This is a genomic window from Paenibacillus sp. GCM10023250, assembly GCF_042653205.1.
GTDB lineage: Bacteria > Bacillota > Bacilli > Paenibacillales > Paenibacillaceae > Paenibacillus_Z.
In genome coordinates this window covers 15818-41161 of record NZ_JBHSHY010000013.1, presented here as the reverse complement: position 1 = coordinate 41161, position 25344 = coordinate 15818, and the positions used below count along the sequence as shown (strand labels likewise).

Genomic DNA, 25344 nt, shown 5'->3' with positions numbered 1-25344 from the left:
GTCTCTTGTTCACTTCAATTGCAATGAACTCCGGCAAATAAAAATAGAGGCCTGATTTTCGGTTACAGCAAAGAATGGCTGCTGAATCATGAGGAAAGAGGGCAGCGAAGCTGAGGTTCCCGGCAGGTCATAAGCTCGAGTTAGGGCCACCCTAGGCAGGATGGCCCTCTCCTTACGCGAATTTCCTTACGTGAATCAAACCAGTCTCATCGCGTGTCTACAGCGGCAAAGACGCGCTTAAACATTCTCTGAGCGTCAACGGAGGCCGTCCGATCAGGTCGGCTAAAGCGTTACCCGCTTGCGCGAAGTCCCCGTGCCGGCTGGCACGGAATAACCCCAAGGTGATCGCGATGCGCATCTCCGGAAAGCCTTGGGCAGTCAGATGCGCCCGATACGCTTCATCCGTTACGACTCTTCGCTCGATAGGCCGGCCGGCAATATCCGATGCCATCGCCGCAACCCCCTCCATGTCGATCGCTTCAGTGGCCGTTAGATTCGGGAATGGACCCTCCCCGTGCTTCCCGGTTACGATCGCTGCGGTCGCTTGAGCCAAATCCGAGTGCGCGGTCCAGGCAATCGGACCGTCCTCGGGAACGATCAACTCGCCCGTATTGACGGCGTCGCCGATTAATCCGACCAAGGAGGAGGCGTAAAAGCCGTTCCGAAGCGACGTGTAGCGCACACCCGACGCTGCAAGCAGATCTTCCGTCGCGGCATGATGAACCATAGGCGGAAAATACGACGTCGGAGAAACGCCCAAATGACTCGTGTAGAGCACCCGTCCGGCGCCGGATGTCTTCGCGCTGTCAATCGCGGTCTGGTGCTGACGGATCCCCGCCTCTCCCAAAATACCGGTGGAAACCAGGAGCACCTGCGAGGCACCTTCAAATGCATTCAGCAAGCTCTCCGCGTTCGCGAAATCGCCATAACGCACACGTACGCCCCGCTCCGCTAGATCCTGCGCCTGTCGCACATCCCGAACACTGACGCCAATCTGCTCAGCCGGGATGCGCGTAAGCAGCTGCTCGACCACGCCCCTGCCTAACTTCCCATTCGCTCCAGTCACGATAATCATGTTATGCTCACCCTTTCTTCTCTGTACAACGTTTGCGAACGATACGGATTTGTGTAACCATAGATCGCATACGTCAACGATAAAGGGCCCGAGCCCGGCCAACAATCAGCAAAAGGCCGGTTTCGTTGCGTTCCCGACACAATCGCCGTTTTGTCTGTTTTTGAGATCCGAAGAAAGCGTGGTGCAGCATGCCGGTAAATCCAAGCGATCCCCGCGTCAAGAGAACCCGTCAGTTATTCATTCAAGCCTTTAACGAGCTGCTCGACGAGAAGCGAAACCTCTATTCCATAACCGTTCACGACATTGCGAACCGAGCGGCCGTCAACCGCGCAACCTTCTATGCCCATTTTGAAGACAAATTCGCGTTTCTCGCTTATTGGATGACGGAGAAGTTTCAACTCATTCTTAGTAAAAACCTGCCGGATGATGCCCCCTTCAGTCCGGACAATCTGCATGTCCTGGTTCGGACCGTCTTCCGATTTCTCGTCCGATTCCGCCAGTACCTCACGCCGGGAGACAAACAATTCGAACCGCTGCTCGAGAACGCCATGCAGAAGGAACTGTATCGTCTCCTGCTCCGATGGCTGCCATCGGAACCTGCACGGAGCGGCTCGCAGCAAAAGCCGGACACTACGGCCCTGGTGGCCAGTTGGGGGCTATTCGGGTCAGCTCTGCAGTGGAGCCGGGAGGCTCAAACCCGCACGCTGGAGTCGATGGTGGACGAGGTGGTCGAGGTGGTCACGGTTATAGTAAATACGGAAGCCTCAGATAGCACCTGCATCCCTGGCCGTGTAGAAGGACGGGTAAATCGGCCGGTAATGTAGCTCGTTACGTATACGTGTCGTATCGACGATCATGTCCCAGTGGTCAACTTCTTGCTGGAGCGCTTCCGCTGTGCTGTCACTGTGATGAAGCTGAAGCAGCTCGGCAACAGAGATCGGCGCGTCATCGGCGACATTGTAAATTCGGCCGTCAATGCCGTTTGCGGAGACCGCGAGCATCAGCGATTGCCCAACATCGGCGTGATGCGCCATATGGAATCGTTTGGCTGGATGCCAATTACGCAAATGTGGAATAATCTCTTCGATATGAGGGTCTTGCTCGCCATAGACGAACGGAAGCCGGATAATGCGCAGTCCCAATCCTTCTTCGCGATGCAGCCTCAACAGTGCCGCCTCTGCCTCCGCTTTGGATTGCGGATACGCAAAGGCGGGCTTAAGCTCGTCATCTTCGCGATTGGGCCGTGAGCGACGGCCGGAGCCGTACACACGGTTGGTGCTGGAGAAAACAAACCTCGGCACGCCTGCCTGTAAAGCGGCGCGGCCCAGCGCGATGCTGCCGTCGATGTTCGCGGCTCGCGTGGTCGCTTCGTCTACGCCGCGGAACTGCGCCGCCAGGTGAACCACGGCATCTATGCCGGCTAGCGCATCCCTATACGAAACCGGACTCAACAGATCACCCTCGATGACTTCGGCCCCTTGGCTGCGGAGCCCGTCCGCCTTGGCCGCCTCTCTGACCAACACCTTGACGTGATGACCGCGAAGCAGCAAGCGCGGCACGAAGCGGCTTCCTACCTTCCCAGTGGATCCTGTAACAAATACGTTCATCCTCGAACAGCCTCCTACTTTTTTAGACGTTACATGGGCAGTATAATCGAAGAGAAGCGTGGCTTCCTTCCTTCGTTTATCGTAGGATTGGAAGTATCAGTTTAAGGAGGCCGCTTGCATGGATGAATCCACTTCAAGAAAGCTGCTCGGTGAATTTTTGCGGCTCCGCAGAGCGCGTCTGTCACCAGATGATGTAGGCTTGGTATCCCATGGACGGCGGCGGACGCGAGGTCTCCGAAGGGAAGAAGTTGCGCAGCTGGCCCACATTGGAACGTCTTGGTATACTTCGCTCGAGCAAGGCAGAAACGTCAACCCTTCAGAGGATGTATTGAATCATATCGCCACCGCGTTGCAGCTTAATGCAGATGAACGCCAGCATCTGCTTCTTCTCGCAAGACCGGCTGATCAGGAGCGGGTCGATCCTCAGCCGTTGCCTGTAGGCTTGGAACGGATGATCGCGGCGCTTGAACCGCATCCCGCTTTTATAATGGATCGCTATTGGGATTTGCAGCTGTGGAACCAAGCGGCTGCGTTCGTCTTCCATCTGCCGCCTTTCTCCGATTGCCTAGAGGAGGGACGCATCAATTGGATGCGGCATCTGTTGTCTGGTGCCCGTGTATGGCTGGAGACCGAGGACTGGGAGGACGGCATGCAAGTCATGATTGCGCAGTTCCGCGCGGATTACGCGCACTTCCCCAATGATGCGAGATTCAGCGCATTAATTGAAGAGTTCTCGCAGAACAGCCCGCTGTTCTGCGAGCTATGGCCGTTACATAACGTTCAGATCGTAACGGATCGCCACAAGCAGAGGTTCGATCCCCGTATCGGCGAGATGGAATTCGAACATGTCGCCCTGCAGCCGCTTGGCAATCCCGATCATAAAATCATGCTGTTCTCCGCATCCAAAGAGACGGCGGCGCGTTTGGAGCGTGCGTTAAACGCGGACTAACACCAGAGACACTCCAAACGAGGGTGCTCTGGTGTTTTGACTTCGCTTTATTTATGGATACGGTTCACCGTGCCGGCTATAACGGCAAGATTAAGGGCCATCCCTTGTGGCTCGCGGGATGGCCCTTCTTAGACGCTAGCTTTTCTTGACAAATTCCGACTTCAGCTTCATTGCGCCAAACCCGTCTATTTTGCAATCGATATTATGATCGCTGTCGACCAATCGAATATTTTTCACCTTGGTGCCGATCTTCAACGTCAATGAGCTTCCTTTGACTTTCAGATCTTTAATGATGGTTACGGTGTCCCCATCGCTCAGGACGTTGCCGTTTGCATCCTTTACAATCTGTTCGTCGCCGGGGTCATTTTCGGATCCCGCTGCCCATTCGTGGGCACATTCTGGACATACGAGCATAAGCCCATCTTCGTAGGTATAGGCGGACCCGCACTTCGGGCAATACGGCAAACTAGACATTTGTACCTCCCACAATCCTTTTCATGTTAAGTATCTGTCATTATAGCAACAAATTACGCGCCTTGTAAAACGCTGCTAAATCAACGTAACTCAACACTAAGGTGACCCCGGTAGCGTGCGCACCACGCCGACAACCCTCGGTAATCGGCCCGGCGTGACCGTTGACCCCGAACAGGATGCCCGCCCGGGGATCATTCTTTATTTCCATGGCGGCTCGTATATAATGGGTTCCCCCTATACGGCCATGTCCCTTACGGCAAACCTGGTCGACAGGACCCATATCCGGTCCGTCTCGCTCGATTATCGCCTGGCTCCAGAGCATCCGTTCCCTGCGGCACTTGAGGATGCTCTCGCGGCCTATCGGGAGCTTTTAGACCATGGCGCCCAGGCGGCGTCCATTGCGTTTGCCGGAGACTCTGCTGGTGGCGGTATTGCGGTCTCGACTTGCCTGATGGCACGGGATGCAGGTCTGCCGATGCCGGCAGCGGTAGTGGCGTTCTCGCCTGGGCTCGATAAGACGCACTTCGGAGCTAGCGTGGATAGCAACATGGGGATCGATCCGTTCTTCACCCGTGAGGGCTTTGCATGGACGGACGAGATGTATCTCGCCGGTCAGGATCCGAAGCATGCACTCGTGAGCCCCGCCAGGTTCGCCGATCTTGCCGGTTTTCCCCCGGTCCTGCTGCAGGTCGGAACCAGCGAGCTGCTCCTTGACGACTCCACGCAGTTCGCCGACCGAGCGCGGGCAGCAGGCGTGGATGTCATCCTCGACATTACCGCCGACGTCCCTCATGTTTTCCAGGCGTTCACAGGTATTCTCGATGAGGCCGATCAAGCCCTGGACCGTGCTGCGCTATTCATCGCACAGCACCTCAGATGAACAATCATAACCATGCCATGAACTGGGAAACACGAGCAGCTGCTGCACGGTTTATTATACATGAGACGGCTTGACGATAACCATGGTTTAAGTCGTATTCTATTCCTGTCGACATGGAAATGCGAAATTCGGAGTCGAGACTCGGATTTTCGTTCGAGCCGACCGTCTTCGGTGTCCCGGCAGCCTTGTTTTAGTCCATACTCGAAAATGTTATACTAGCGGGGAAAGGAGTCGTTGATGATGAATACCATGAAAGCAATAGGACTAACACAATACCTCCCCATAGACAACCCGGCAAGTCTGGTTGATATCGTGATCGACAAGCCCCAAGCAACAGGCCGTGACATCTTAGTTAAAGTTGTCGCCATCTCGGTTAACCCGGTTGACGTCAAGGTGCGGGCTCCTAAAGACAGGGTTGAGGCTGCCCCTAAAATTCTAGGTTGGGATGTAGCAGGCATTATTGAGGAGGTAGGCCCGGATTGCTCGTTGTTCCGTCCCGGGGATGAAGTTTTTTATGCGGGCAGCCTGGTAAGGCAAGGCGGAAACAGCGAATACCATCTCGTCGATGAACGAATCGTCGGGCGTAAGCCGACCTCGTTGAATTTCGCGGAAGCGGCCGCTCTTCCTTTGACTTCTATTACAGCTTGGGAGGCCTTGTATGACCGTATGTTCATCTCCCAAGATCCAAGCGTAAACGAGGGAAAGTCAATTCTTATTATCGGGGCTGCCGGAGGCGTAGGATCCATTGCCATCCAGCTTGCGAAACAAGCAGGACTTACGGTCATCGGTACGGCATCAAGGCCGGAAACGGTGGATTGGGTTACATCCATGGGCGCGGACTATACGATCAATCACCATGAGCCGCTTCTTCCGCAGCTTGAGGCCATTGGGTTTCCAAGCGTTCCGTACATTTTTTGCCTGAATGCTTTGGAAAAGCACTGGGAGGGCATCTGTGAAGCCGTCGCACCACAAGGAATCGTATGTGCGATTGATGATCCGGTTTCTCCGCTCAAGCTAACCCTGCTCAAGCGCAAAAGCGCTACCTTCGTGTGGGAGTTTATGTTCACGCGCGCGATTTACGAAACCGATGATATGATCGAGCAGCATCGGCTGCTCAATCGGGTCGCGGATGCCGTAGACCAGCAAAAGTTGAAGACAACGCTTTCCCAACTACTTGGACCGATCTCGGCAGAGAACCTTCGTCAAGCTCACAAGCTATTGGAGAGCAATAAGACGATTGGTAAGGTGGTTCTTGAAGGTTTTGTTTAACTATCCGCTCGCCGCATTGGAAACCACCAGAAGCCGACTGCTAATTACAGTCGGCTTCTGACATTTCCATTTGTTCGGCTCCGGCATGAACACGCCAATCCGTTCTTATAAATTTCTTCGTTCGGAAAACCCCATAAACAATAGGTTGTCACTTGGTTATTTAATTGAATTCTTCAGCACTTCCCTTATACTCAGCGGAGGACAGCTGATCAATTGGGCTAGCGTAGGATCGACTTGCGCGAAATCGCCTCGACCGCTTGCCAGGAACATCCCCACCCGCATCTTTACGCTAGCTTCCGGTACACCTTGAGACCGCATGCGGTCCCGAAACGCTTCGTCCGACACCACGATCCGGCGGATCGTCCTCCCCAAGATCTCGGAAGCGATTGCCGCGATCCCTGCCATGTCGATCGCTTCGGATGCCGTGAGATTAGGGGTCATGCCGTCTATCTCCTGCCCGCATAAGACCGCCGCCGCGGCTTCGGCCAGGTCGGAGTGGGCCGTCCAGGCGACCGGATTGTCTTCGGGAGCGACCAGTTCCCCCGTCTTCAATGTTCCTACGGTTCCCCGTAACAGCTATAGAGCGAAATAAAGGACGCCATTGGGCGTCCTTTACGGTGAAGATGAGCATGACGATTCCCATTCCTAGACCAAAATTATCATATCCTGCGAATTGCGACGATAAAGAAAATCAGTGCCCCGATAGAAGCAATCGTCCGCACATGATTCCACGGCATCCAACTGTCCAAATATTCCTTCCACGCTTGTGCCCCCTCCGGACTCCCGGAGGTAACGGCGGCTAAAACATCGTTGAGCGGTACATTGAGCTGTCACCAGGAACACTCCGACAAAGATGAGCAGGCTTCCTGCAATCACGTATAACGCGCTAGTTTTGCCCAATTTAATAAATGAAACGATCCCCAAAACAACACTTAAGGCAGTTGTGCCCATGAAGACCACCATAAAGGACGATTGCAGAATCGTTGTATTAATGCTCTGCATGGCAGATATGCCTTGTTCCGTCGGCTCGCAGGTCACCTTGGGATGGCCTTAGATCTGATCACCGTCTATGCCCCTTGACCGCTATCATTCGCCTCTCTTTTCAGGTGAGCACCATGCTCCTGCGTCCAGTTCCACATCGCTTCGAAAATCGATTGCAGCGCCTTCCCACTCTCGGTAAATTCATATTCGACATGCAATGGCACGCCAGGATAAAGCGTACGCGTGACGAGTCCTTTCTCCTCCAACAGCCGCAAGCGGTCTGTCAACGTTTTCGGACTTATCGGCTGCAGCTTGCGGCGCAGTTCCCCGAATCGCTTGGTTCCGTTCAACAATTCGAATAAGAGCAGAAGCGTCCATTTGCCATCCAGAAGCTCCAAAATTGGCTCAACGACACCGGGACATGATCGATCGATCATCGTAATCACTCCATAGTTCATTTTTTGAAACTATTGCACGTAAATGTAACTACTTTTCAAAAGTACCACATACCAATTATGATGTAAATCAAACAAAGGGAAATGATCCCAATAGGCCAAGGAAGGAGGGCACAGCATGATCAGATCGTTTGAATTGGACACAGCGGAGTATCCGTTTAACGACCGCTGGATGCCTTACCGCGACGGACACATTCACTACGTCGATGAAGGGCAAGGGCCGACTGTTCTTCTCCTGCACGGCAACCCTACGTGGTCCTATCTTTATCGAAACGTAATCAAGGAGCTTCGTACGGAATTCCGTCTGATCGCTCCCGATTACCCCGGGTTCGGGATGTCGAAGGCACCTGAAGGCTATCGGTTTACCCCACAGGAGCAATCGAAAGCCGTTTATGATCTCATTCAACATCTGAATTTAAAGGATGTCATTCTAGTCGTTCAGGATTGGGGAGGCCCGATCGGGCTGAACTACGCGGTTCAGCATCGGAATAACTTGCACGGCATCGTCGTGATGAATACTTGGGCCTGGCCTGCTGAAATTATGCCGATGAGATTGTTTTCACTCGCTATGGGAGGATGGCCAATCGGCCGCTGGCTTCAAACACGGCGCAACTTCTTCGCCAAAATCATTGTTCCGCACGGCATACACCATGCCGAGAAAGTCACGGATAGCTTGAGAAAAGCCTATACCGACCCGTTTCCGACTCCGAAGTCCAGGATACCGACATGGGTATTTCCAAGGCAGATCCGCAAGGCACGAAAGTGGCTTGCCGACATTGAATCGAAGTTGTCGAATTTATCCGATGTGCCCGCTCAAATCTTGTGGGGAATGAAAGACAGCGCAGGCTTCCCGATCGAACAGATGGCCAAATGGCAAAGATACTTGCCGTTAAACGAAACCGAGATTCTGGAAGATGCCTCGCACTACGTGCAAGAAGATCGTCCGGACCGGGTAGTTGCAGCAATTCGAAGAATACGGAAGAGAATTAGAGGAGGCGTTTTATTATGAAAACCATTTTATGGGCAACCTTAACAGCCAATGGCAATTATGCGCAATCCGGTCCAGATAACCCGCCGAAGAAAGAAGCGTTGCACGACTTCGCGACACACGCGAAAGCTGCAGGAAATTTCATTGTCGGGCGCCGCACGTTCGAAGGTATGCGCGGCAACGGCGGTCCAGGTCCCTTTGGCCAAGTCGACATCGTCGTCGTTTCTAAGAACGCCTCGGATATGGATATTCCGGGCGTAACGGTTGTCAGATCGCCAGAGGAAGCCTTGAACCACCTGCGGCAAAAAGGCCATCAAACCGCTCTCATTAGCGGTGGCGCGGATATCCACAATTCATTCCTCAGCCAAAATCTTATAGACGAAGTGATTTTCAATGTGGCGCCCGTGATGGAAGGCAAGGGGCTGAATCTTCTACTCGACAACGATAACTACTTATATAAGCATGTGGAGCTGCTGAACTGCCAGCCCCTCGGCGGCGGCATCGTCCAACTGCGCTATGCGATTCAACGATAAATTGGTTACTCGGCACGAAGACCCTTTTTCAAGGGTCTTTTAATTTTAAGAGAGCTGCAGATCGTCATCTTGCTGTCACTGTTTGAAGCTGATTTTTGAGCAAATGAAAACCGCCCCATAAAAGCAGACGGTCAACTAATATTATTTCAGTCACCAGTAATTAAATACAGAACCGATGAATCCGATTTGTAATATAGGATTAACCACAATAGAGACTGTAATTAACATATTAACCTTTTGCTCTACTGTTATATTATTAACACCTCTCCAGCGGACAATCATTTTCATAAACACTTGTAACATAATGAAGAACAAATTGTATGCTACGAAAAAATAGTCCTTAATGAATGTTTTGGTGTCGTAAACACCGAATAGATAAAAATCAAACGAACTATCAATATGATGATCGTTGTATAGACTAAATGTAATACTAAGAATTAGAAGTACATAACTCGTAGTAATGGACCACTTTAATAACCTTACATGGTCCCCGTTTGCAGCTCGATTAATTAATAATCCCGCTATTATAAAACATATAGTTCCTCCACCAACAATAGCTATTTCTTTAATTTCCATTAAACTCCCCTACTTATTAGCATCGCATCTGTCTTGTATACGTTCCAATCATTACTCTGTTCCAAATTACCTGGAACACGGGATACCCTCTCCCACCTCGAAAGAAAAGCATTCAAGAATGTCTTTATAGTTGAGAAACCCAACCCGTACAGGATGAGAAAAACAAACTGGAAGCGCATGAACGTGAACTAAACTTAACGGTCATAACGACGAAGTGACGAAAGGAGCTGCCCGCGGCAGCCCCCTTTAGATTTGGCCGATTACCTTAATATTCGCCTTTAATGACAAAAAACGTGCCGCGAATCGTCCCCGCTAGGCTAGACTTCTGTCTAGCAAACTTGAACTTCTTCTCTTCCAGCTCCTTAGGTACTTCCATTCCCTCGGACAGCTTAAACCCTACGGCCCGCTTCTTAGCGTCATCCACCGTATACAGGACGTTGACCCCTAGACCATCCTCATAAAAGACGAAGGTCCAGTCGATATTCTCCACTTGAAGACGCGCCGTTTGCAACGGCATGGCTGCGAACTCAATGCCGCGTTCTTCTTTCAAAATGCGATTCACATAATCCAGCGTCTCCTTGCTTTCGCTAGCGGGTACAACCGTAAATTCCTGCTTGTATTTGTTCATGAAGTAACGAGCTTCATTCGCGCGTAAACCCGCAAGCGCATCTGCTACGGGGGAAGACTCTAAACCAACCGTAGACACCTTTTTGAAATCAACTGTATAGGACACTTCCATCTCTCCTTTGGCGATATTCTTCATCGAACTTAAAGTTTGCGGCTGTTCGGACGCAATGCCCACGAAACGATCGTCAGGACTGCAAAACCAATGGTGGTGAGCATATGGTATGAATAAGCCCCATAGTCTCCCGCGAATGCATGCGATGCGGCAGCGCCCGTCATTTCAAAGAAAATACCTGCGTATGCCCATTCTTTCATTCGCGGAAAACCCGGTACTAGAACGGCGATCGCCCCTAGCACCTTCCAAATCCCGATCACGGTCAGAAAGTACGAAGGATACCCCAATATCTCCTCCGTCTCGATCGTCCCCCATTGATGGGTGATATCCCCGATTCCTCCGCTCCCCACTACAAAAGCAAGCAGCGCCGTCGCAACCCAATAAGCAATCGCTATTCCCCGAGGAAGCGTTTCTCCTTTCGTGGTTTGTTCCGTACCCGTCATTTTGTCGTTTTTGAGGATTGCTCTGATAGAGTAGTTAGACATATTATTATCTCCTCCGATGCTCTATTTCTTACAAGTTTGATTGTATCTTTTAAATGTATCAAAAAATGATGCTTTTTATTGAGTTCTTTGCCACTTCTTTGATGCATGACTTGTGATAAGGTTCTCCGCACCGTCTGTAGCGGCAAGTTTTAAGGCCACCCGGTATCGGATGGCCCTAATGTCAAGAGTATGATCTGTTTGATCTACCGTGCCTTCTTAATAGGTATCCAGAACTCTACTCCAACTTCTTCTGTGAGAAGCTGCTTTTCCACGCCTATTTGGATCTCGGGCCCCACTTGTATTGTTGGTCCTTCAACCTGTTCATACCCTGAGGTAGGAAACCATTCTCCGTAGATTTGCTTCCATTTTCCCGGTTCCCAAGGAACTTTCGTATCAACAACGACCCAGGTCATCGCCGGTATGACTAACCTAGAAAATTTGTCTGGACTTACTTCCGTCGAGGCTACGGCTAGATAGTAATTATAATCAGCCTTTCTGTTTCCAAACTCTTCGCCTACGTTCACATGAAGAATACCGAATGGCTCTACGTTATTAATCGATTTCAATTCGGCATACGTGTCGTGATCCGTAGACCTCCAAACTTGCTCGACGCCAGGATGTTCGCCCATTTCAATCGGTGTAACCCGATTGGTTATTCCGATCACTTGGAATTCATCCTTGTTTTCAATTCTGAACATCATCGGTTCGCCACCTCCAATAGATAATCGAAAGGTCATTGGAGGATATACTTTCAGTGACTGGTTCGATATCCTCAGTTCTGTTGGCGTAACTCCATGTTGGACTTGAAAAGCACGCGTAAATGCATCAGGCGAGTAGTATCCATATTTCATGGCGACATCAATCACCTTGACTGGGCTGTTCTGCAACTCAAGCGCCGCAAGCGTTAGACGTCTACGACGAATATATTCATGAAGCGAAATATCCGCCAAGTAGGAAAACATTCTTTTAAAATGATAAACAGAACAGTGAGCACGTTTCGCCAGCTCATTTTCGTCGATCTCATTCTCCAGATTCCGTTCGATATAGTCTAACGCACTATTAAAGCTCTCGAGCATATTCATCCAATGACCTCCTTTCTCTCTTAGAGTAGCAGGATATATTTCGAGGCATCCGACTCGTCAAGTTCAACTATTGCAGGGGGGATGCCATTCATTATTCGTTACCGCACTTCAGATCCCTGCCCTTAATACATTGTCCAAAAACTTGCCACTCGCAGTGTTTAGCTAAAGCACATACGCCGCCATGCTCCTCCTGCAAATATTTTCACCGTTACTTGTGATAAAGTTCTCCGCGCTGTCTTTAGTTACCCTCAGTTGATCACGGTTATCTCGCCGATTTAGTCGGTAGATGGACAGCACTGGTCCCGGCCCACTTCCCGCGTACGATCACCATAACGATGACGGCGGCGATCGTGCATGCCGAGGCCAATGTGCCCATCGCCAAGCGGCTGCCGTCCTCCTCGTTGAACCAGAGGAGCATGCCTAGGTTAAACAGGGCATGGCACGAAGTGGCCAGCAAGAGCCTCCCGCCTCTAGCATCGCTTAACAGTTCGCCGAATATGACAGAGAGGGAGACGGCGAATAGAATGAACAGCGACGCATAAACCCAACCTTCGGCGAAAACGCCGATATGCCAGACGCCCCACGCAATGCCCACGACGATGGAGGCCGGGAAGGTGCCGATTCGGCTCTGAAGCGTCGGTTGCAGGAAGCAGCGCCAACCCACCTCTTCTCCCGCCGCTCCTATAAATTGGGCGACCACAATGATCCAGAATGGATGCGGGAAGGAAGCAGGAGAAGTATAGGCGACCGAATGGCCGGTGACTGCGTACCACAGCCAGTCAGCGGCAAACGTGCCTGCGATTAGCACGGCACCTCGGGTACGCCAAGCGCGGGCTGAACAAAGCCCAACAGCAGCGCTCCGATTGAGGTAACGAGGTAATAGACGAGAATCATGATGGTTTTCATCTCCGGTTGAAATCTTCATACCGCTTGCACCTTACTATCTAAGTATGTGCCTGTAACGTTTGTCTCGCCGGTTGTCAGGCTATCATGACTTTATAATAGATGCAGGCATCTTCATTGCTTTTGTTTGGCGATTCCATTTGACGCAGCCCAGTCTTGATAAGCCGATCGCCATGATTGCAAAAAGCAAATAGAGCAAGCCCATTCCGATATTGCTGACCCATCCTCCCACGAAGATGCCCAAGGCTCCGAACATTTTCCCGGCTTGTACGACAAGGCCGTTGAAAGCCATATAGGACCCGCGTTTCGATTCGTCCACGATGCTCGCCAGCATCGTTTGGCGTGTCGGAACGTACAACAGTTCTCCGATCGTCAATACGATCACGGCAAGGAACAATCCCACAATTTGATTGGAGAAGGCGAGATAGGCATAACCGAGACCGAAGAGAGTGAATCCGGCGTACATGACAGGCTGTTCAGAACGATTGCGAATGAGCTTGGCCGCGGTGGATACGAACAAAACGATCAGCAGCGTATTTTCGACGGTTAGCAGGCTCATTAACTTTACGCCATCCAATATAAACGGAGGAAAATCGAACAATCGGACGGTACGCGCGGCGATTTCATGCTCCATTCGGATGGAAATGAAATTGACGCGCTGAAACTCAAGTGCGTAAATTGCAATCCCTCCCAGCGTAAACCAGACAAACGGAATATCGCGAACAACCGCCCGATAACTGCTCAGCACGGCATGCAATCCGTTAGAAGCGGGTACGGTGACGGGATGCTGACGATCATACGTTTCCCTGATATACAGCAGGGTAATTGTCAGCGTAAATAGGGACATACTAAAGAGGACGAACAGCAGCCCGAAAAGATGGTTCTGAAAAAACCATCCGCCAACCATGAGTCCGAGCATGAGCGAGATGTTGCGTGTCCAGTAGTTGATGGAATACATGTAGGTCCGTGTTTCCTTGGTACTCACGTCAATCAGCATGGCATCTGCGGCTGGATTTATCAGTCCTGTTGCGATGCCGATGAGCAAGAGCATGGCGAAAGTGACCCAAGCAGAAGACCACCAGAGTGAGTTCGCCAAAAGCATCCCTAGAAAAGCAAAGGTGTTCAAACACTCACCGATGACAAGCAGGGGTTTTCTGCCAATCCGGTCTGCCCAATATCCTCCAGCAAAACTAGCGAGCAATTCGACAGCTACTTGGGCCATCACTATACCTCCCGCAACAGCCGTTCCCAACTCCCGAGAAAAATAAATCGCAATAAACGGGAATATCATCGAGCCGCTTAATCGGCTTAGAAACGTGACGTAAAGCCTCAATCGAATGTTCGGATGCAAAGATTTATACATATGCAAGCCCCTCCTTTGCTCACAATTATACGCTGGTCAAAAGGGGGTAAAAATGGTATGATTCGCGAATAATCGACCCCTTTTATGTGGAGGGATGGTCATGAGAGACTTTTCCTATTATGAAATGCGGGCTTTCTTGTACGAACGAGAAGTAGAGAAACGAGTGGAATTCAAACTTCTCGAGCTCGAAAGCATCTGGTTTTGCGACCGAAAAAACGTGAAGCGAAAACTAAAAAAATATGAACAAGAAGGACGATTTCGTTACGATCCAGGTATCGGAAGGGGAAATCTTTCGCGTCTTACATTCGCGCGATCTTTTCAGGATGAAGTGGAGCAAGCTGTGCTAGCATGCGTCAACAATGATCAACTGGAAGACATTATTCGATTTTTACAACTTTCGGTTCCGAAATCATGGATCGCCGAAGTGTCGAAAGAGGTGCAGCATTTATTCGGACTGCATTCTCCCGATCATGAGAAGGATGTTTTGCGTACGGTTGTGATGAATAAAGTGTCGACGCTTGATCCATTGGTGGCATCCATCTCACTCGAACATTATTGTATTCAACAGCTTGGAGATACATTGGCCGTATACGATCCAATAACAGAGGAAGTCCGTCCCCATCTGGCTTATCGCTGGATATCGGATAACAACCATTCGTCATGGACCTTTTATCTGCGGAAAGGGGTTCGCTTCCATCATCATCGCACCTTAACCAGCGAAGATGTCGTTTATACCTTTCGGCGGTTCCAAGGCGAAAAAGCGCCGATGCGGTGGCTCGTTCAGGACATTCAGGAAATGGAGTGCCTATCTCCGTATGTCGTTCACTTTCGCTTGAACCGACCGAATTTATTGTTTCCGAGGTATCTCTGCGCTTGCAACTTATCCATTCTTCCTAAGGACGAACCTTTTGCAGAACACAAATGGATCGGCACCGGCCCGTTTCAGCTGAAAAAGCGATCAGATACCCTGATTGTTCTGCAGGCGTTCGATCAGTATTTCCTGGAACGGCCTTTTCTCGACGAAGTGGAGCTATATCTGGCTTCCGAAGAAGCTTCAGAAGCAATGATCTATCTAAACAAAGATCATGCTCCGCATGACCCTGCCTTCCTGAAGGAGGACGTCTTGAATAAATATCGGTATCTCGCATTCAATTTCCGGAAATCACCGATCGTTCGCCAACTTAAGTTCAGGGAAGCGCTCTATCATTTGCTGGATATGGATCAAATGCAGGTCGATCTGGGACGCGAATCTTTGGTGGCGGCTTCGAGTTTCATCCCCTGGAAATCGAGCCTGCCGAGAAAGAGCAAAGACGAAGCGAAACGGCTGCTTGCGCAATCAGGTTACGAGGGCGAGCGACTGACGCTATATGCGAATCATGTTCCAAGGGAAAGAGAGGAGGCACGTTGGTTTGCCGAGATGGCTGCTGCCGAGGGAATATCGGTCGATTGCGTTTATTTTCAAATGAAGGACTTCTATGACCGGTCGATGGATCAAGATGCTGATTTCATCTTTATGGGGGAAAGCGCATCCGCCGATCCGTACTTATCCATCTTGGACAGCTTCTATAATGAATCTCTCATCTATCGCAGGTTTCTGAGCGAGGAGCATCTTCGGACGATCGACAGCATGTTAGAAGGATATAAGATCGAACCGGATAAAACCAAACGCGAGCGATGGATCAATCGAATTGAAAGCTATGTGCGGAGCGAACACCTGATTCTTTTCCGGTATCATCCCGTGCTCAATCGAACCCTTCCGGCGATCATTCAGAATATCCGTTCCGCTGATCACGGATACGATGATTTTAGGAAGTCGTGGATCGAGCACCTGTAAATGACGTGAAGGAGAACTCCATATTGGACGTTCTCCAGTAAAAATCGCCGTCATTTATGATACGGTTCAGCATATCCCTCTAACGATGCTTTGATGACTGACTCACCCTCGATGTCTACAGCTCTTTACATATATTGCTCGCTAGTGAACATCCCGTGAAAACCAAAAGGAATATGGTGAATGACGTCCGCTCTTCCCAGTTCTTCGAACGTTTGCGCGTCTAGAACGAGCAAGAAGGAGTGCGAATTGCGACCGTCCAGAATGACCGATAATAAGACACCGTCATCTTCGCCATTCGCATTCGGTCGTTGAACAAAAATCGGTTCACCTGGATAGCAGCCGTCTTGACGCCAAATTGTTGTCGTACCGCTCTGCACATCCGCTTTGGCCAATTGATTCGGGTAATTCTCGTAATGCTCCTTGTTGGTACTAATTCCATACGCATAGCGGTAAGATTTGCCGCTGCACCGGGCGTAATTGATCGTCGGAAGCTCGATGGATTCCGGAGAGATCGCTTCGTAAGAAACATTTCGCGAATCAAACCTCACCGTATATCTGCGCAATTGAACGAAAATAGGCTCGCCCGTTTTCCCCTTCAAATTGCTGACTTGCAAATGATTTACCGTTTTGTCATCCTTCAGGGCGCAAATGTCCAAAACCAAACCGCCGTCGATCTCGAAAGCATTCACGTGATGGAAAGAGAAGAAAGCTTCGGCTTCGAATGTTTTCAGAATGACCCCATCTGACTTGCGCACAACGCGGAACAGCATTCCATGATCTGGCTTCCATGTAAAGTTTTCGATCAGCGTTTTGTGTTCATTTGCCAAATCGCGAGGATCGATCACGAGCGGAAATTCCGTGATGACGACATAATTTTCCGTGTTTGCAAAGCTGTGCATGTAGGCTGGCCGATCCGTCGGAACCGAGGCAATCAAATCTCGCTTGCGGCTATGCGGAGCTACCGAATATACATTATACGCATGCGCACGTCCGAATTCAGTCGTGAAGTTGATGTAACGTCCGGTCTGCAGATCATAATGCGGATGCGCCGTCGTCAACTGGCCGCCCAGACTGTCGTCAAAATTGAATACGTCTACGGTTTCGAGATTAACCGGATTGAATTCCATAATGCCAGGATTTTCGGTTAGCGCCACAAACCGGTCGTCAAGAATAGCCACGTTAATATTCGTATTGTTGGCATACTTGATACTGGTGCCGCCTTTCGAGCCAAAACCGATATTAAATTGTCCCTTTTCCAGCGTCGAGTAGTAAGCGTTCGATCGCAAATAACGGTTTGAGTAAATCACATTGCCCTCGCAAAACGAAAATTTATGCAGCATGGCAAGTCCATCGAACCAATGCGTATGCCAGCCCGCGTTTTCATCCGCGGAGAATTTGGCCGGGCCATTTCGGAACAAAGTACCGTTTAACCAGGAAGGAATACGACCTTGCGTTTTTAGCGGTACGGCGTTTTGTTCAAGATCCAAGTTCGAAAAACCTAGTTTGAATAATTGTTCGCTCATGTTTTGTTCGCTCCCTAAAATCGAAATAATCATTCCATATTTTCAGCTACTGTTAAAAGGCTGTTTATTTTTTGAATAAACGAATCATAATGAATTAATCCTAGCTCTATACACGACTTCTGGAATATGTGCGGAGATCCTTCATACTGCTCATATTTTTCATTCAGCTTGTCATACAGGTCTTGATTTTCTTTCAAAGCTTGGCGGAGCAGCGTCTCCATCGTTTCTTTGGTGGCCATCTCTCCGAAATACAATCGCATTAGGAAATCAGAATTAGACACTTCCTTTTCCAAAGGCGCATTTAAATATTCTTGAAAGCGATCAACTCCGGAACCGGTTATGTTGTAAATATTTTTATCCGGTTTACCTTCTTGTTTCACGGATTCTTTTGTAATGAGATATTCCGTCTCCATTTTCCTCAAGGTTGGATAAATCGTGCCGAAACTGGCATCGAAGAAGAAGGAGAACCGCTCTTCTAAATAACGCTTGATTTCGTATCCAGAATGAGGACCTGAATTTAGAATTCCGAGAATGACGCCTTGGATTTTCAAAATATACCTCACCTTTCTATAGAGAATTTAAAATAATCGGTTTATGAGCAGTCCTATTTGAGAAATCGAACAAAGATGAACCATTAACGGATGTGAGGGTGCCTCAATATATATCGTTCTGTCATATTAATAATTATAATATATCATATTGATATATAAAATACTAATCCTTCAACCGGAATAAATCCCGATGGATTGAGCTTTCAGCATTGCCAAAGGCACCATCTGAACTGGAAGCTTACATTCATTTTTACAACCATGGCCGATCACAACGGAAATTAAACAAGCTGACTCCGGTAAAATACCGAAGGCAGCTCACAAGGTAGGGTATTATTAATTCTTCATAAGATATCCTTTCGATTTTTCAATTCATTTTCATTTCTACCCGTTATTGTAACAAAATACTTGCCACGCCTATGGGCGATTATTCGCCCTACTTATGATACGGTTCTCCTTAACGGGTCTATCGGCAAAAGCCGAGATGGCTGCAGCCGAGGGAATATAGATCGATTGCGTTTATTTTCAAATGAAGGACTTCTACGACCGGTCGATTGATCAAGATGCCGATTTCATCCTTATGGGGGAAAGCGCGGGGAACGGCGAATCAAAAAGGCACCTTCTGAACAGGTGCCTCTTCCTACTTTAGTACATGCCTAGCTGCTTCTATGAAAGATAATATGATGGGTGAAAGCCACTTGTCTTTATGCCACAACATCTGTGTATACACGTGCAGGTCCGGAATTTGCCAAGAAAGGGGAACAAGTTCTCCTCGTTCAACCTCGGCTGCTGTTACGATTTCAGGAAGAAAGGCAATACCGATTCCCGAAATTGCGCATTGTTTAATGGCTTCCGCACTTTGAAACTCTAAATATGTAATACTGTCAATGCCCTCTTTTTCGAATGACCGGTCAAACATGGTTCGATAAGGACAACCCTTTTCATTCGTCAGGAATACTTCTCCATGAAAATCTTCCAGCTGCAGAACCGTTCGTCTCGCTAGCGGGTGGTCCGGTGCAGCGAACAAGCGGAAATTCTCTTCCACCAACGATTCCACGGCTAGACCATTTGAGCGGATGGGTTCATCCAACATATAAACGACATCCGCCATTCCCTCAAAAAGGGTTTGCTTGAGCTCTTGATTGGAAACGGAGCGGAAAATTAGACGAACTCCCGGATACTGCGAACGAAACTGCCGAAAGACAGCCGGAAGCCGATAGGCACAAATCACCTCGTTGGCGCTGACCGTTAGGGTTCCGCTTAGATTTCCATCGTTATGAACGTCGCTGCGGGCTTCGTCCAATTTATCAAGTACGCCTTGGATATGAGTTAAATAACGCTTACCCGCAGACGTAAGAACAAGCTGCTTGCCCAGGCGATCAAAGAGACGAACACCGAGCTCAGCCTCCAATGCTTTCATTTGCATCGTTACGTTGGAGGGGACGTAATTAAGCACTTCCGCCGCACGAGTGAAATTTAAGGTTGTTGCAACCGTGCGGAATGTATTCAATTGGCGCAGCTCCATCCTATAACTCTCCTTAACCTTCAAAATTATTGAAGACTACATTTAATTTCATTCACTTTTATTGAGACTATCACGGATTTATACTTAGCACAAGAAATCATCCGGTGAACGTCCGGCGAACGTGTGGTTTCATACTGAAAAGGGAGTGCTTCCAAGATGGATTATGAAATTTTCGATTTGGGGAATGTCGCCTTGCAATCAGGAGTGACGCTGCCCGGCGCTTTTCTCGCTTATAAGACTTACGGGAAATTAAATGAGCGGAACGATAATGTTATCGTCTATCCCACTGCCTTTGGCGATCAGCACATTCAAAATGAATGGTTGATTGGCAGCGGAATGGCTCTGGACCCGGAGAAATATTTTATTATTGTTCCAAATCTGATGGGTAACGGATTATCTTCATCTCCCAGCAACACGCCTCCGCCATTTGACCGGGCTTATTTTCCGCAGGTAACCATCTATGACAACGTAAAATTCCAGCATCGGCTGGTGACCGAAAAATTCGGCATCCAAAAAATTGCTCTAGTCGTTGGATGGTCCATGGGTGGGATTCAGGCCTATCAATGGGGAGCCAGTTATCCGGATATGGTGGAACGCATTGCACCTTTCTTGGGAATAGCCAAGCCTTGGCCTCATACATTCGTAGTTCTGGACAGCTTGAAAGCTTCGCTGCTGTCTGCCGTTGATTTCAATCCAAGCAGGCTGAACGAGCTGACTTCCGATAACTTGCGGGCTGTTGGCCGCGTCTATGCGGGATGGGGATTGTCTCATGCGTTTTACCGGGAGGAGCTTTATCGTTCGCTAGGATTTGACTCCTTGGAAGAGTTTGTGACTGGCGTATGGGAAGATAGCTTTATGAAGATGGATCCGCACAATGTCCTGGCCATGTTATGGACAGGACAACATGCAGATATTAGCGCTAACTCCTCCTATAATGGAGATTTCCATAAGGCACTTAAGAGTATCAGCGCTCTAGCCTGCATCATGCCAGGGAGCACGGATCTCTTCTGCACAGCGGACGACAATAGATACGAGGCTAACCAAATGCCTAATGCGGTTCTTAAGCCCATCCATTCGATCTGGGGTCATTTTGCAGGTCGTGGCATCAACAGTGCCGATAATCAATTCATTGATGATAACCTCAAACACTTGCTGGCACTTAGCCCAAACGTATAGATCTTCAATTCAAAATTTTCGCCGTTACTTGTGGTACGGTTCCCCGCGATTAATCTTCACCGCCCGGTACACCTGCTCCAGCAGCACCAGCCGCATGAGCTGATGCGGCAAAGTCATCCGCCCGAAGCTCAGCCGCTGCTGGGCGCGCTTCAAGACGGCGGGCGCGAGCCCGGTGCTCCCGCCAATGACAAAAGCCACGTGGCTCCGCCCATACGTGGCTAACGAATCGAGCTGGCCGGCGAGGTCCTCGCTCGACCAGAGCTCCCCGTCCAGCGCCAGCGCGATCACATGCGCGTCCGGCTTCAGCTGCGCGAGCAGCCGCTCGCCCTCGCGCTCGCGCACCTGAGCTTCTTCGGCGGCGCTCATCGTCTCGGGCGCCCGCTCGTCCGGCACCTCCGTGAGCGTCAGCTTCACGTACGGGCCCAGCCGCTTCGCGTACTCGGCGATGCCGAGCGCGAGGTACTTCTCCTTCAACTTGCCGACGGCAGCGATTTGAATGTGCATCGTTACACCACCAAGTATTCCGCGATATGATCGCACCGCGGCATCTCGCACGTCGCCGGCGCTTCCCACTCCGCGAACTTCGTCTTCACGAGGTCCATGATGTCCGGCGCATCCTCGTACTCGTCCACGAATTTGTCGATCGCCAGCTCCACGTGCTCTTTGCATACACAATACATACAGGCTTGTCCTCCAACTCTAATCTGGTCCGTTAGCTCCATTGTACGCAATCGGCGCAAAAAAATCAGCCCGTAAGGCCAGGTCCCGCTTCCGGGCGCTGCCACGAGCTGATTCGCCTGTTGCGATCGGTATCGCTTAGTCTTCCGTTTTTTCCTCGAGCTTTAACGTCGTCGCCGCCTTCTTGCCGTCGCGGTAGTACGTGACCGCGATCGCATCGCCGATCCGCTTCTTCCCGTATAGGTACTTCCGCAGCTCCAACGTGCTGGAGACCGGCTGGTTATCCAGCTTCACGATGATATCGTTCAGCTTGAGGCCTGCTGCCTGCGCCGGCCCGACCGCTTGCAGGACGATGACGCCGTCCTTGACGCCGTCCGGCAACTGGAGCTCGCTGCGCGGCACCGTGATCGTGCCGCTGTCGCCGCCGCCCGCGCCCGGCAGCGCACCGCCTGCGCCTGGCGACGATCCGTCCGCGCCCGGCTCGAGGCCGCCCGCCGGGCCGCCACCGTCGCCGTCGCCCGCCTGCGCGTCGTCCCCGCTATCGCCATCACTGCTCTTGCCGTCGCCCGGGCTGCTGCCCGCGGCGTCGGCGGCCGCCGATTGCGCCAAGTACTGCGCGAGGTCCATCGTGTACACGCCCAGATACGGCCGCTTCACCTTGCCGTACTTCAGCAGGCTGTCCACGATCGGCAGCGCCTGATGCGACGGGATCGCGAAGCCGACGCCCTCGACGCCGTAATCGGCGATCTTCATGCTGTTGATGCCGACGACGTTGCCGTCGAGATCGATCAGCGGACCGCCGCTGTTGCCCTGGTTGATCGACGCGTCGATCTGGATGACTTCCTGCTCCCAGTCGTAGTTGCCGTCCTGGCTGAGCGAGACCGGAATGATCCGCTTCGTCTTGCTCACGATGCCCATGGAGAGCGAATCGCTTAAGCCCAGCGGATTGCCGATCGCCATGACCCACTGTCCGGCGCGCAGGTCGTCCGACTCCCCGAACTTCGCCACCGCGTCGATGCCGCGCGCGTCCATCTCGAGCACGGCGAGGTCCGTGATCTCGTCCTTGCCGATGATCTTCGCTTCGCGCGTGTCGCCATTGCTCATCACGGCCTTCACGGCCGCGGCGTCGGCGATGACGTGGTTGTTCGTCAGAATATGCGCCTTGCCCTTCACGATCTCGAAAATAAACCCGGAGCCGAGCGCCGCCTGCTCCAGCCCCGAACCGTCGTCCCCGGCGCCGGATCCGCCCGAGCCGCCGCCCGCCGCGCCAGCCGGCACCGCCTGCTCGTTAATGATGCTCACGACCGCCGGCCGAACCTTCGCCGCCGCCGTGATCGTCTTCTCCAGCGGGTCCCCGCTCTCGTTCATGCCGACTTTCGTGACCCCGGCGACGGCGCTCACCACATGGTCTCCGCGGTCGAAGCCCGCGAAGAGCCCGAACAAGAGCACGGCCACGGCCGCACCGGCGGCCGATGAGGCGAGGGCGAGCTTCGCCGGCGTCCACCGGAGGCGGCGGCGCTTGAACGGCGCCGCCTTCCCGGCCAGAAAGGACGCCCGCGCTCTCCGCGATACGCGCGTCGAATAGAAATCATCATCGAATAAGCTCATGTCTAATCGCTCCTCCCGACGCCCGGGGACATCAAGATCATTATTTTGCGAATCTAGGAATGTTATCGGTAGATTGGACTACACTAGTAGTAGATGACGTCTCGCTCTACAATCTCTTGCCCCCGAAGGAGGAACCGCCCATGCCGTGCAAAGCGTCCGCCGCGCTCGAGCAGCTCAACCTCGCCGCCAAGCTGGCCGATCTCAAGGAAGACCATTACCGCGCCCTGCTCACGATCGGCGCCCTGACGGAGCTGCTGGTCGACAAAGGCATTTTCGCCCCGGACGAGCTGGAGCGCAAGATGCGCTCGCTCGATGCCGAGCTGGACGAGCTTATTTCCGCTTCACTTCATCCCATGCCGTAGGCCGGTCATAGTACGTCTCGCGGAGCGGATGCTCGTCCTTCTTGAAGAAATGCCCGTTGTTCTCCAACACTTCATTCACCGTCATCCGGGCCAAGTCAATCAGGTTGTGGTCGAGGCTCAGATGCGCCAGGTATACCCGCTTCGTCCGGTCCGTCATCAGCTGGCACAGCGCTTCTCCGGCCGCTTCGTTCGACAGATGCCCGACGTCGCTTAAGATCCGCCGCTTGATGTTCCACGGATACCGTCCCATGCGCAGCATGTTCACGTCGTGGTTCGACTCCAGTACGAGCACGTCGGAATCTTCGATCATCCGCCTTACCTTGTCGCTCACGTAGCCCAGATCGGTAGCGAGGCTGAGCTTCAGCCCGTCCTCCTCGAACACGTAGCCCACCGGCTCCGCCGCGTCGTGCGAGATCGCGTAGGAGGTCGCCCGCAGCGTACCGAAATTAACGCATTCGCCCGTCTCGACGACGACGCGCTGCTCGCTCCCGATCTGCCCGACATGCCGCTCCAGCGCGCCCCACGTCGCCTCGTTGGCGTAGATCGGCACGTTGAACTTGCGGGCGAACGCCCCGAGCCCTTTAATATGGTCGGAATGCTCGTGCGTCACCACGACCGCATCGATCTCATGACCGGCCACGCCCTGCTCCCGCATCAATTCCTCGAGCCGCCTCACGCTCAGCCCGGCGTCGACCAGCACGGTGGCATCCTGCCCCCGCACGATCGTCGCGTTTCCCGTCGAACCGCTTCCCAATACCGTAAATCGTAGTCCCATAGGTTCCCCTAACCTGCCCTTTCCCCGCTCCGGCCCGCCGGTCCCATCGCCGGCCGAGCTGCTTGCCCGCTGTCCATCCTCTTGCCGTTCGAACCCGCTCTTCCGAACCGTTCGCCCGTTATTCCGTCACGACCTCGCCGCTGATGGCGTTCATGTAGAACTGGCCGCCGTCCTCCAGCAGCACCCGCCACGTCGGCGCCGACACCTGCACGTCCGAGTTGAAAATCTGCCCGTGGTAGCCCAGCTTGATCTCCTTGATGACCGCGCCGTCGTGCAGCTGTTTCTCGATGAGCGTCGCCAGTGCTTTGGTCGCCGGCAGCACGGCCTGCGCTGTCGATTTCTCGGATGGCAGCACCTCGATGACGTCCTGCTTGTACGCGGTGATTTTCAAATTGCTGTAGAACAGCTCCAGCTTCACGTCGAACATCGGCCGGCCCTCGACCGTCCGATAGAACACGAACTCGCTGTCGAGGTTCTCGCCAAACGCGTATTTATTCAAATCCGGGATGACGCCGCCCAGGCTCGCGAGCAGCTCCTTCTCGTTAAACACCGCTTTGCTGTCCACGGGCGTCTCCAGCTCGTGGCGCTCGCCCCCGCCGAGCTTCGTTTTCGCGCGGAAGGTCAGATCCTTCAGCGCGGGCGTATCCGATGGAATGCTCGCGTCGAGCCTGATGCCCTTCTCCTTCATGAGCGCCTGCGTCTCCGGGCGCAAATCATTCACGTCCGTGCTGGCGTCCCGGCCCTCCCGGATGTTGGACCAGAGCTGGTACCCAAGCACGAGATTGAGCAGCAAGAACGCGACGATCAGCACACTCTTCGCCCTGCCCCAGTCCATACCGACATCCCCTTCGATTGACCGTTTCTCGATGTGAACAAGCTGCCGCCACGCGGCGGGCGAACAGGACGGAGCTTGGCCGGCCGCCTATCCGGCGCCGCCATGCGCCCTGCCGCCGCGC

The 25344-nt window shown here is 51.9% G+C and carries 29 protein-coding genes and 1 pseudogene; 10 read left to right on the top strand and 20 right to left on the bottom strand.

The window, feature by feature from the left end:
- Positions 1 to 217 precede the first annotated feature (217 nt).
- Positions 218 to 1075, bottom strand: a complete 858-nt coding sequence (locus ACFPB1_RS12685) for an NAD(P)H-binding protein (protein ID WP_379225704.1) — start codon at positions 1073 to 1075, stop codon at positions 218 to 220.
- A 188-nt stretch (positions 1076 to 1263) separates the two neighbouring features.
- Here ACFPB1_RS12685 and ACFPB1_RS12680 point away from each other — a divergent pair, with 188 nt between their 5' ends.
- Complete coding sequence (locus ACFPB1_RS12680; RefSeq protein ID WP_379225702.1) at positions 1264 to 1899, top strand: TetR/AcrR family transcriptional regulator; 636 nt, start codon at positions 1264 to 1266, stop codon at positions 1897 to 1899.
- On the opposite strand, the gene ACFPB1_RS12675 is transcribed toward ACFPB1_RS12680, so the two are convergent.
- Positions 1840 to 2682: an NAD-dependent epimerase/dehydratase family protein gene (locus tag ACFPB1_RS12675; RefSeq protein WP_379225700.1), complete on the bottom strand. Its 843-nt coding sequence runs from the start codon at positions 2680 to 2682 to the stop codon at positions 1840 to 1842. The genes ACFPB1_RS12680 and ACFPB1_RS12675 overlap by 60 nt on opposite strands.
- 118 nt (positions 2683 to 2800) lie before the next feature.
- Here ACFPB1_RS12675 and ACFPB1_RS12670 point away from each other — a divergent pair, with 118 nt between their 5' ends.
- On the top strand, positions 2801 to 3631 hold the full coding sequence (locus ACFPB1_RS12670) for a helix-turn-helix transcriptional regulator (protein ID WP_379225698.1): 831 nt from the start codon (positions 2801 to 2803) through the stop codon (positions 3629 to 3631).
- 135 nt (positions 3632 to 3766) lie between these two features.
- Here ACFPB1_RS12670 and ACFPB1_RS12665 read toward each other — a convergent pair whose 3' ends face one another.
- Positions 3767 to 4105, bottom strand: coding sequence for a zinc ribbon domain-containing protein YjdM (locus ACFPB1_RS12665; protein ID WP_379225696.1), 339 nt, complete (start codon positions 4103 to 4105; stop codon positions 3767 to 3769).
- A gap of 115 nt (positions 4106 to 4220) precedes the next feature.
- Between ACFPB1_RS12665 and ACFPB1_RS12660 the strand changes: the two genes are divergently transcribed.
- Positions 4221 to 4985 (top strand): alpha/beta hydrolase, encoded by a 765-nt coding sequence (locus ACFPB1_RS12660; protein WP_379225694.1) that lies wholly within the window; start codon positions 4221 to 4223, stop codon positions 4983 to 4985.
- Between the two features lie 240 nt (positions 4986 to 5225).
- Positions 5226 to 6254 (top strand): zinc-binding alcohol dehydrogenase family protein, encoded by a 1029-nt coding sequence (locus ACFPB1_RS12655; protein ID WP_379225692.1) that lies wholly within the window; start codon positions 5226 to 5228, stop codon positions 6252 to 6254.
- A 156-nt stretch (positions 6255 to 6410) separates the two neighbouring features.
- Here the strand turns inward: ACFPB1_RS12655 and ACFPB1_RS12650 are convergent, their stop codons facing one another.
- The 3 genes and pseudogenes from ACFPB1_RS12650 to ACFPB1_RS12640 all read right to left on the bottom strand — a co-directional run bounded on the left by ACFPB1_RS12650 (position 6411) and on the right by ACFPB1_RS12640 (position 7672).
- Positions 6411 to 6806, bottom strand: a complete 396-nt coding sequence (locus tag ACFPB1_RS12650) for a hypothetical protein (protein ID WP_379225690.1) — start codon at positions 6804 to 6806, stop codon at positions 6411 to 6413.
- Between the two features lie 107 nt (positions 6807 to 6913).
- Positions 6914 to 7021, bottom strand: a pseudogene (locus ACFPB1_RS12645) (hypothetical protein); the annotation flags it as partial.
- A 300-nt stretch (positions 7022 to 7321) separates the two neighbouring features.
- A complete protein-coding gene (locus tag ACFPB1_RS12640; protein ID WP_379225688.1) occupies positions 7322 to 7672 on the bottom strand; it encodes a winged helix-turn-helix transcriptional regulator in 351 nt (116 codons plus the stop codon).
- 136 nt (positions 7673 to 7808) lie between these two features.
- On the opposite strand from ACFPB1_RS12640, the gene ACFPB1_RS12635 reads away from it, so the two are divergent.
- A complete protein-coding gene (locus ACFPB1_RS12635) occupies positions 7809 to 8699 on the top strand; it encodes an alpha/beta fold hydrolase (protein ID WP_379225686.1) in 891 nt (296 codons plus the stop codon).
- Complete coding sequence (locus ACFPB1_RS12630) at positions 8696 to 9211, top strand: dihydrofolate reductase family protein (protein ID WP_379225684.1); 516 nt, start codon at positions 8696 to 8698, stop codon at positions 9209 to 9211. Before ACFPB1_RS12635 ends, ACFPB1_RS12630 begins: the two co-directional genes overlap by 4 nt.
- A gap of 150 nt (positions 9212 to 9361) precedes the next feature.
- On the opposite strand, the gene ACFPB1_RS12625 is transcribed toward ACFPB1_RS12630, so the two are convergent.
- From ACFPB1_RS12625 to ACFPB1_RS12600, 6 genes are all read right to left on the bottom strand, one after another.
- Positions 9362 to 9787, bottom strand: coding sequence for a hypothetical protein (locus tag ACFPB1_RS12625; RefSeq protein ID WP_379225682.1), 426 nt, complete (start codon positions 9785 to 9787; stop codon positions 9362 to 9364).
- A 265-nt stretch (positions 9788 to 10052) separates the two neighbouring features.
- Positions 10053 to 10520, bottom strand: coding sequence for a phage tail protein (locus tag ACFPB1_RS12620; protein ID WP_379225680.1), 468 nt, complete (start codon positions 10518 to 10520; stop codon positions 10053 to 10055).
- Between the two features lie 35 nt (positions 10521 to 10555).
- Positions 10556 to 11011, bottom strand: coding sequence for a DoxX family protein (locus ACFPB1_RS12615; RefSeq protein WP_379225678.1), 456 nt, complete (start codon positions 11009 to 11011; stop codon positions 10556 to 10558).
- A gap of 203 nt (positions 11012 to 11214) precedes the next feature.
- On the bottom strand, positions 11215 to 12093 hold the full coding sequence (locus ACFPB1_RS12610) for an AraC family transcriptional regulator (RefSeq protein WP_379225676.1): 879 nt from the start codon (positions 12091 to 12093) through the stop codon (positions 11215 to 11217).
- A gap of 262 nt (positions 12094 to 12355) precedes the next feature.
- A complete protein-coding gene (locus ACFPB1_RS12605; protein WP_379225674.1) occupies positions 12356 to 13018 on the bottom strand; it encodes a CPBP family intramembrane glutamic endopeptidase in 663 nt (220 codons plus the stop codon).
- Between the two features lie 63 nt (positions 13019 to 13081).
- Positions 13082 to 14359, bottom strand: a complete 1278-nt coding sequence (locus ACFPB1_RS12600) for an MDR family MFS transporter (RefSeq protein WP_379225672.1) — start codon at positions 14357 to 14359, stop codon at positions 13082 to 13084.
- A 100-nt stretch (positions 14360 to 14459) separates the two neighbouring features.
- Here ACFPB1_RS12600 and ACFPB1_RS12595 point away from each other — a divergent pair, with 100 nt between their 5' ends.
- The gene (locus tag ACFPB1_RS12595) at positions 14460 to 16193 is read left to right on the top strand and encodes an ABC transporter substrate-binding protein (protein ID WP_379225670.1); all 1734 of its coding nucleotides are present in this window, start codon (positions 14460 to 14462) and stop codon (positions 16191 to 16193) included.
- 125 nt (positions 16194 to 16318) lie between these two features.
- Here ACFPB1_RS12595 and ACFPB1_RS12590 read toward each other — a convergent pair whose 3' ends face one another.
- Both ACFPB1_RS12590 and ACFPB1_RS12585 read right to left on the bottom strand, forming a co-directional pair.
- A complete protein-coding gene (locus ACFPB1_RS12590) occupies positions 16319 to 17716 on the bottom strand; it encodes a carotenoid oxygenase family protein (RefSeq protein ID WP_379225668.1) in 1398 nt (465 codons plus the stop codon).
- 29 nt (positions 17717 to 17745) lie between these two features.
- Positions 17746 to 18267: a PadR family transcriptional regulator gene (locus ACFPB1_RS12585; protein ID WP_379225665.1), complete on the bottom strand. Its 522-nt coding sequence runs from the start codon at positions 18265 to 18267 to the stop codon at positions 17746 to 17748.
- Positions 18268 to 18476: 209 nt separating this feature from the next.
- Between ACFPB1_RS12585 and ACFPB1_RS12580 the strand changes: the two genes are divergently transcribed.
- Positions 18477 to 18593, top strand: a complete 117-nt coding sequence (locus tag ACFPB1_RS12580) for an IS3 family transposase (protein WP_379225663.1) — start codon at positions 18477 to 18479, stop codon at positions 18591 to 18593.
- Between the two features lie 311 nt (positions 18594 to 18904).
- Here the strand turns inward: ACFPB1_RS12580 and ACFPB1_RS12575 are convergent, their stop codons facing one another.
- The gene (locus ACFPB1_RS12575) at positions 18905 to 19789 is read right to left on the bottom strand and encodes a LysR family transcriptional regulator (protein ID WP_379225661.1); all 885 of its coding nucleotides are present in this window, start codon (positions 19787 to 19789) and stop codon (positions 18905 to 18907) included.
- Positions 19790 to 19945: 156 nt separating this feature from the next.
- Between ACFPB1_RS12575 and ACFPB1_RS12570 the strand changes: the two genes are divergently transcribed.
- Positions 19946 to 20965 (top strand): alpha/beta fold hydrolase, encoded by a 1020-nt coding sequence (locus ACFPB1_RS12570; RefSeq protein WP_379225659.1) that lies wholly within the window; start codon positions 19946 to 19948, stop codon positions 20963 to 20965.
- Positions 20966 to 20989: 24 nt separating this feature from the next.
- Here ACFPB1_RS12570 and rlmH read toward each other — a convergent pair whose 3' ends face one another.
- The 3 genes from rlmH to ACFPB1_RS12555 form a co-directional block, all read right to left on the bottom strand.
- Positions 20990 to 21469, bottom strand: a complete 480-nt coding sequence (rlmH, locus tag ACFPB1_RS12565; protein WP_379225657.1) for a 23S rRNA (pseudouridine(1915)-N(3))-methyltransferase RlmH — start codon at positions 21467 to 21469, stop codon at positions 20990 to 20992.
- A gap of 2 nt (positions 21470 to 21471) precedes the next feature.
- Positions 21472 to 21645 carry a CxxH/CxxC protein gene (locus ACFPB1_RS12560; RefSeq protein ID WP_379225655.1) on the bottom strand — a complete coding sequence of 58 codons (174 nt, stop codon included), beginning with the start codon at positions 21643 to 21645 and terminating at the stop codon, positions 21472 to 21474.
- A 136-nt stretch (positions 21646 to 21781) separates the two neighbouring features.
- Positions 21782 to 23251, bottom strand: a complete 1470-nt coding sequence (locus tag ACFPB1_RS12555; protein WP_379225653.1) for a S1C family serine protease — start codon at positions 23249 to 23251, stop codon at positions 21782 to 21784.
- A 140-nt stretch (positions 23252 to 23391) separates the two neighbouring features.
- Here ACFPB1_RS12555 and ACFPB1_RS12550 point away from each other — a divergent pair, with 140 nt between their 5' ends.
- Positions 23392 to 23613 carry a hypothetical protein gene (locus ACFPB1_RS12550; protein WP_379225651.1) on the top strand — a complete coding sequence of 74 codons (222 nt, stop codon included), beginning with the start codon at positions 23392 to 23394 and terminating at the stop codon, positions 23611 to 23613.
- Here the strand turns inward: ACFPB1_RS12550 and ACFPB1_RS12545 are convergent.
- Entirely contained in the window at positions 23582 to 24388 is an 807-nt protein-coding gene (locus ACFPB1_RS12545; RefSeq protein ID WP_379225650.1) for an MBL fold metallo-hydrolase, read from the bottom strand. The genes ACFPB1_RS12550 and ACFPB1_RS12545 overlap by 32 nt on opposite strands.
- Before the next feature lie 118 nt (positions 24389 to 24506).
- The gene (gene yycI, locus ACFPB1_RS12540) at positions 24507 to 25223 is read right to left on the bottom strand and encodes a two-component system regulatory protein YycI (RefSeq protein ID WP_379225648.1); all 717 of its coding nucleotides are present in this window, start codon (positions 25221 to 25223) and stop codon (positions 24507 to 24509) included.
- Between the last annotated feature and the right edge of the window lie 121 nt (positions 25224 to 25344).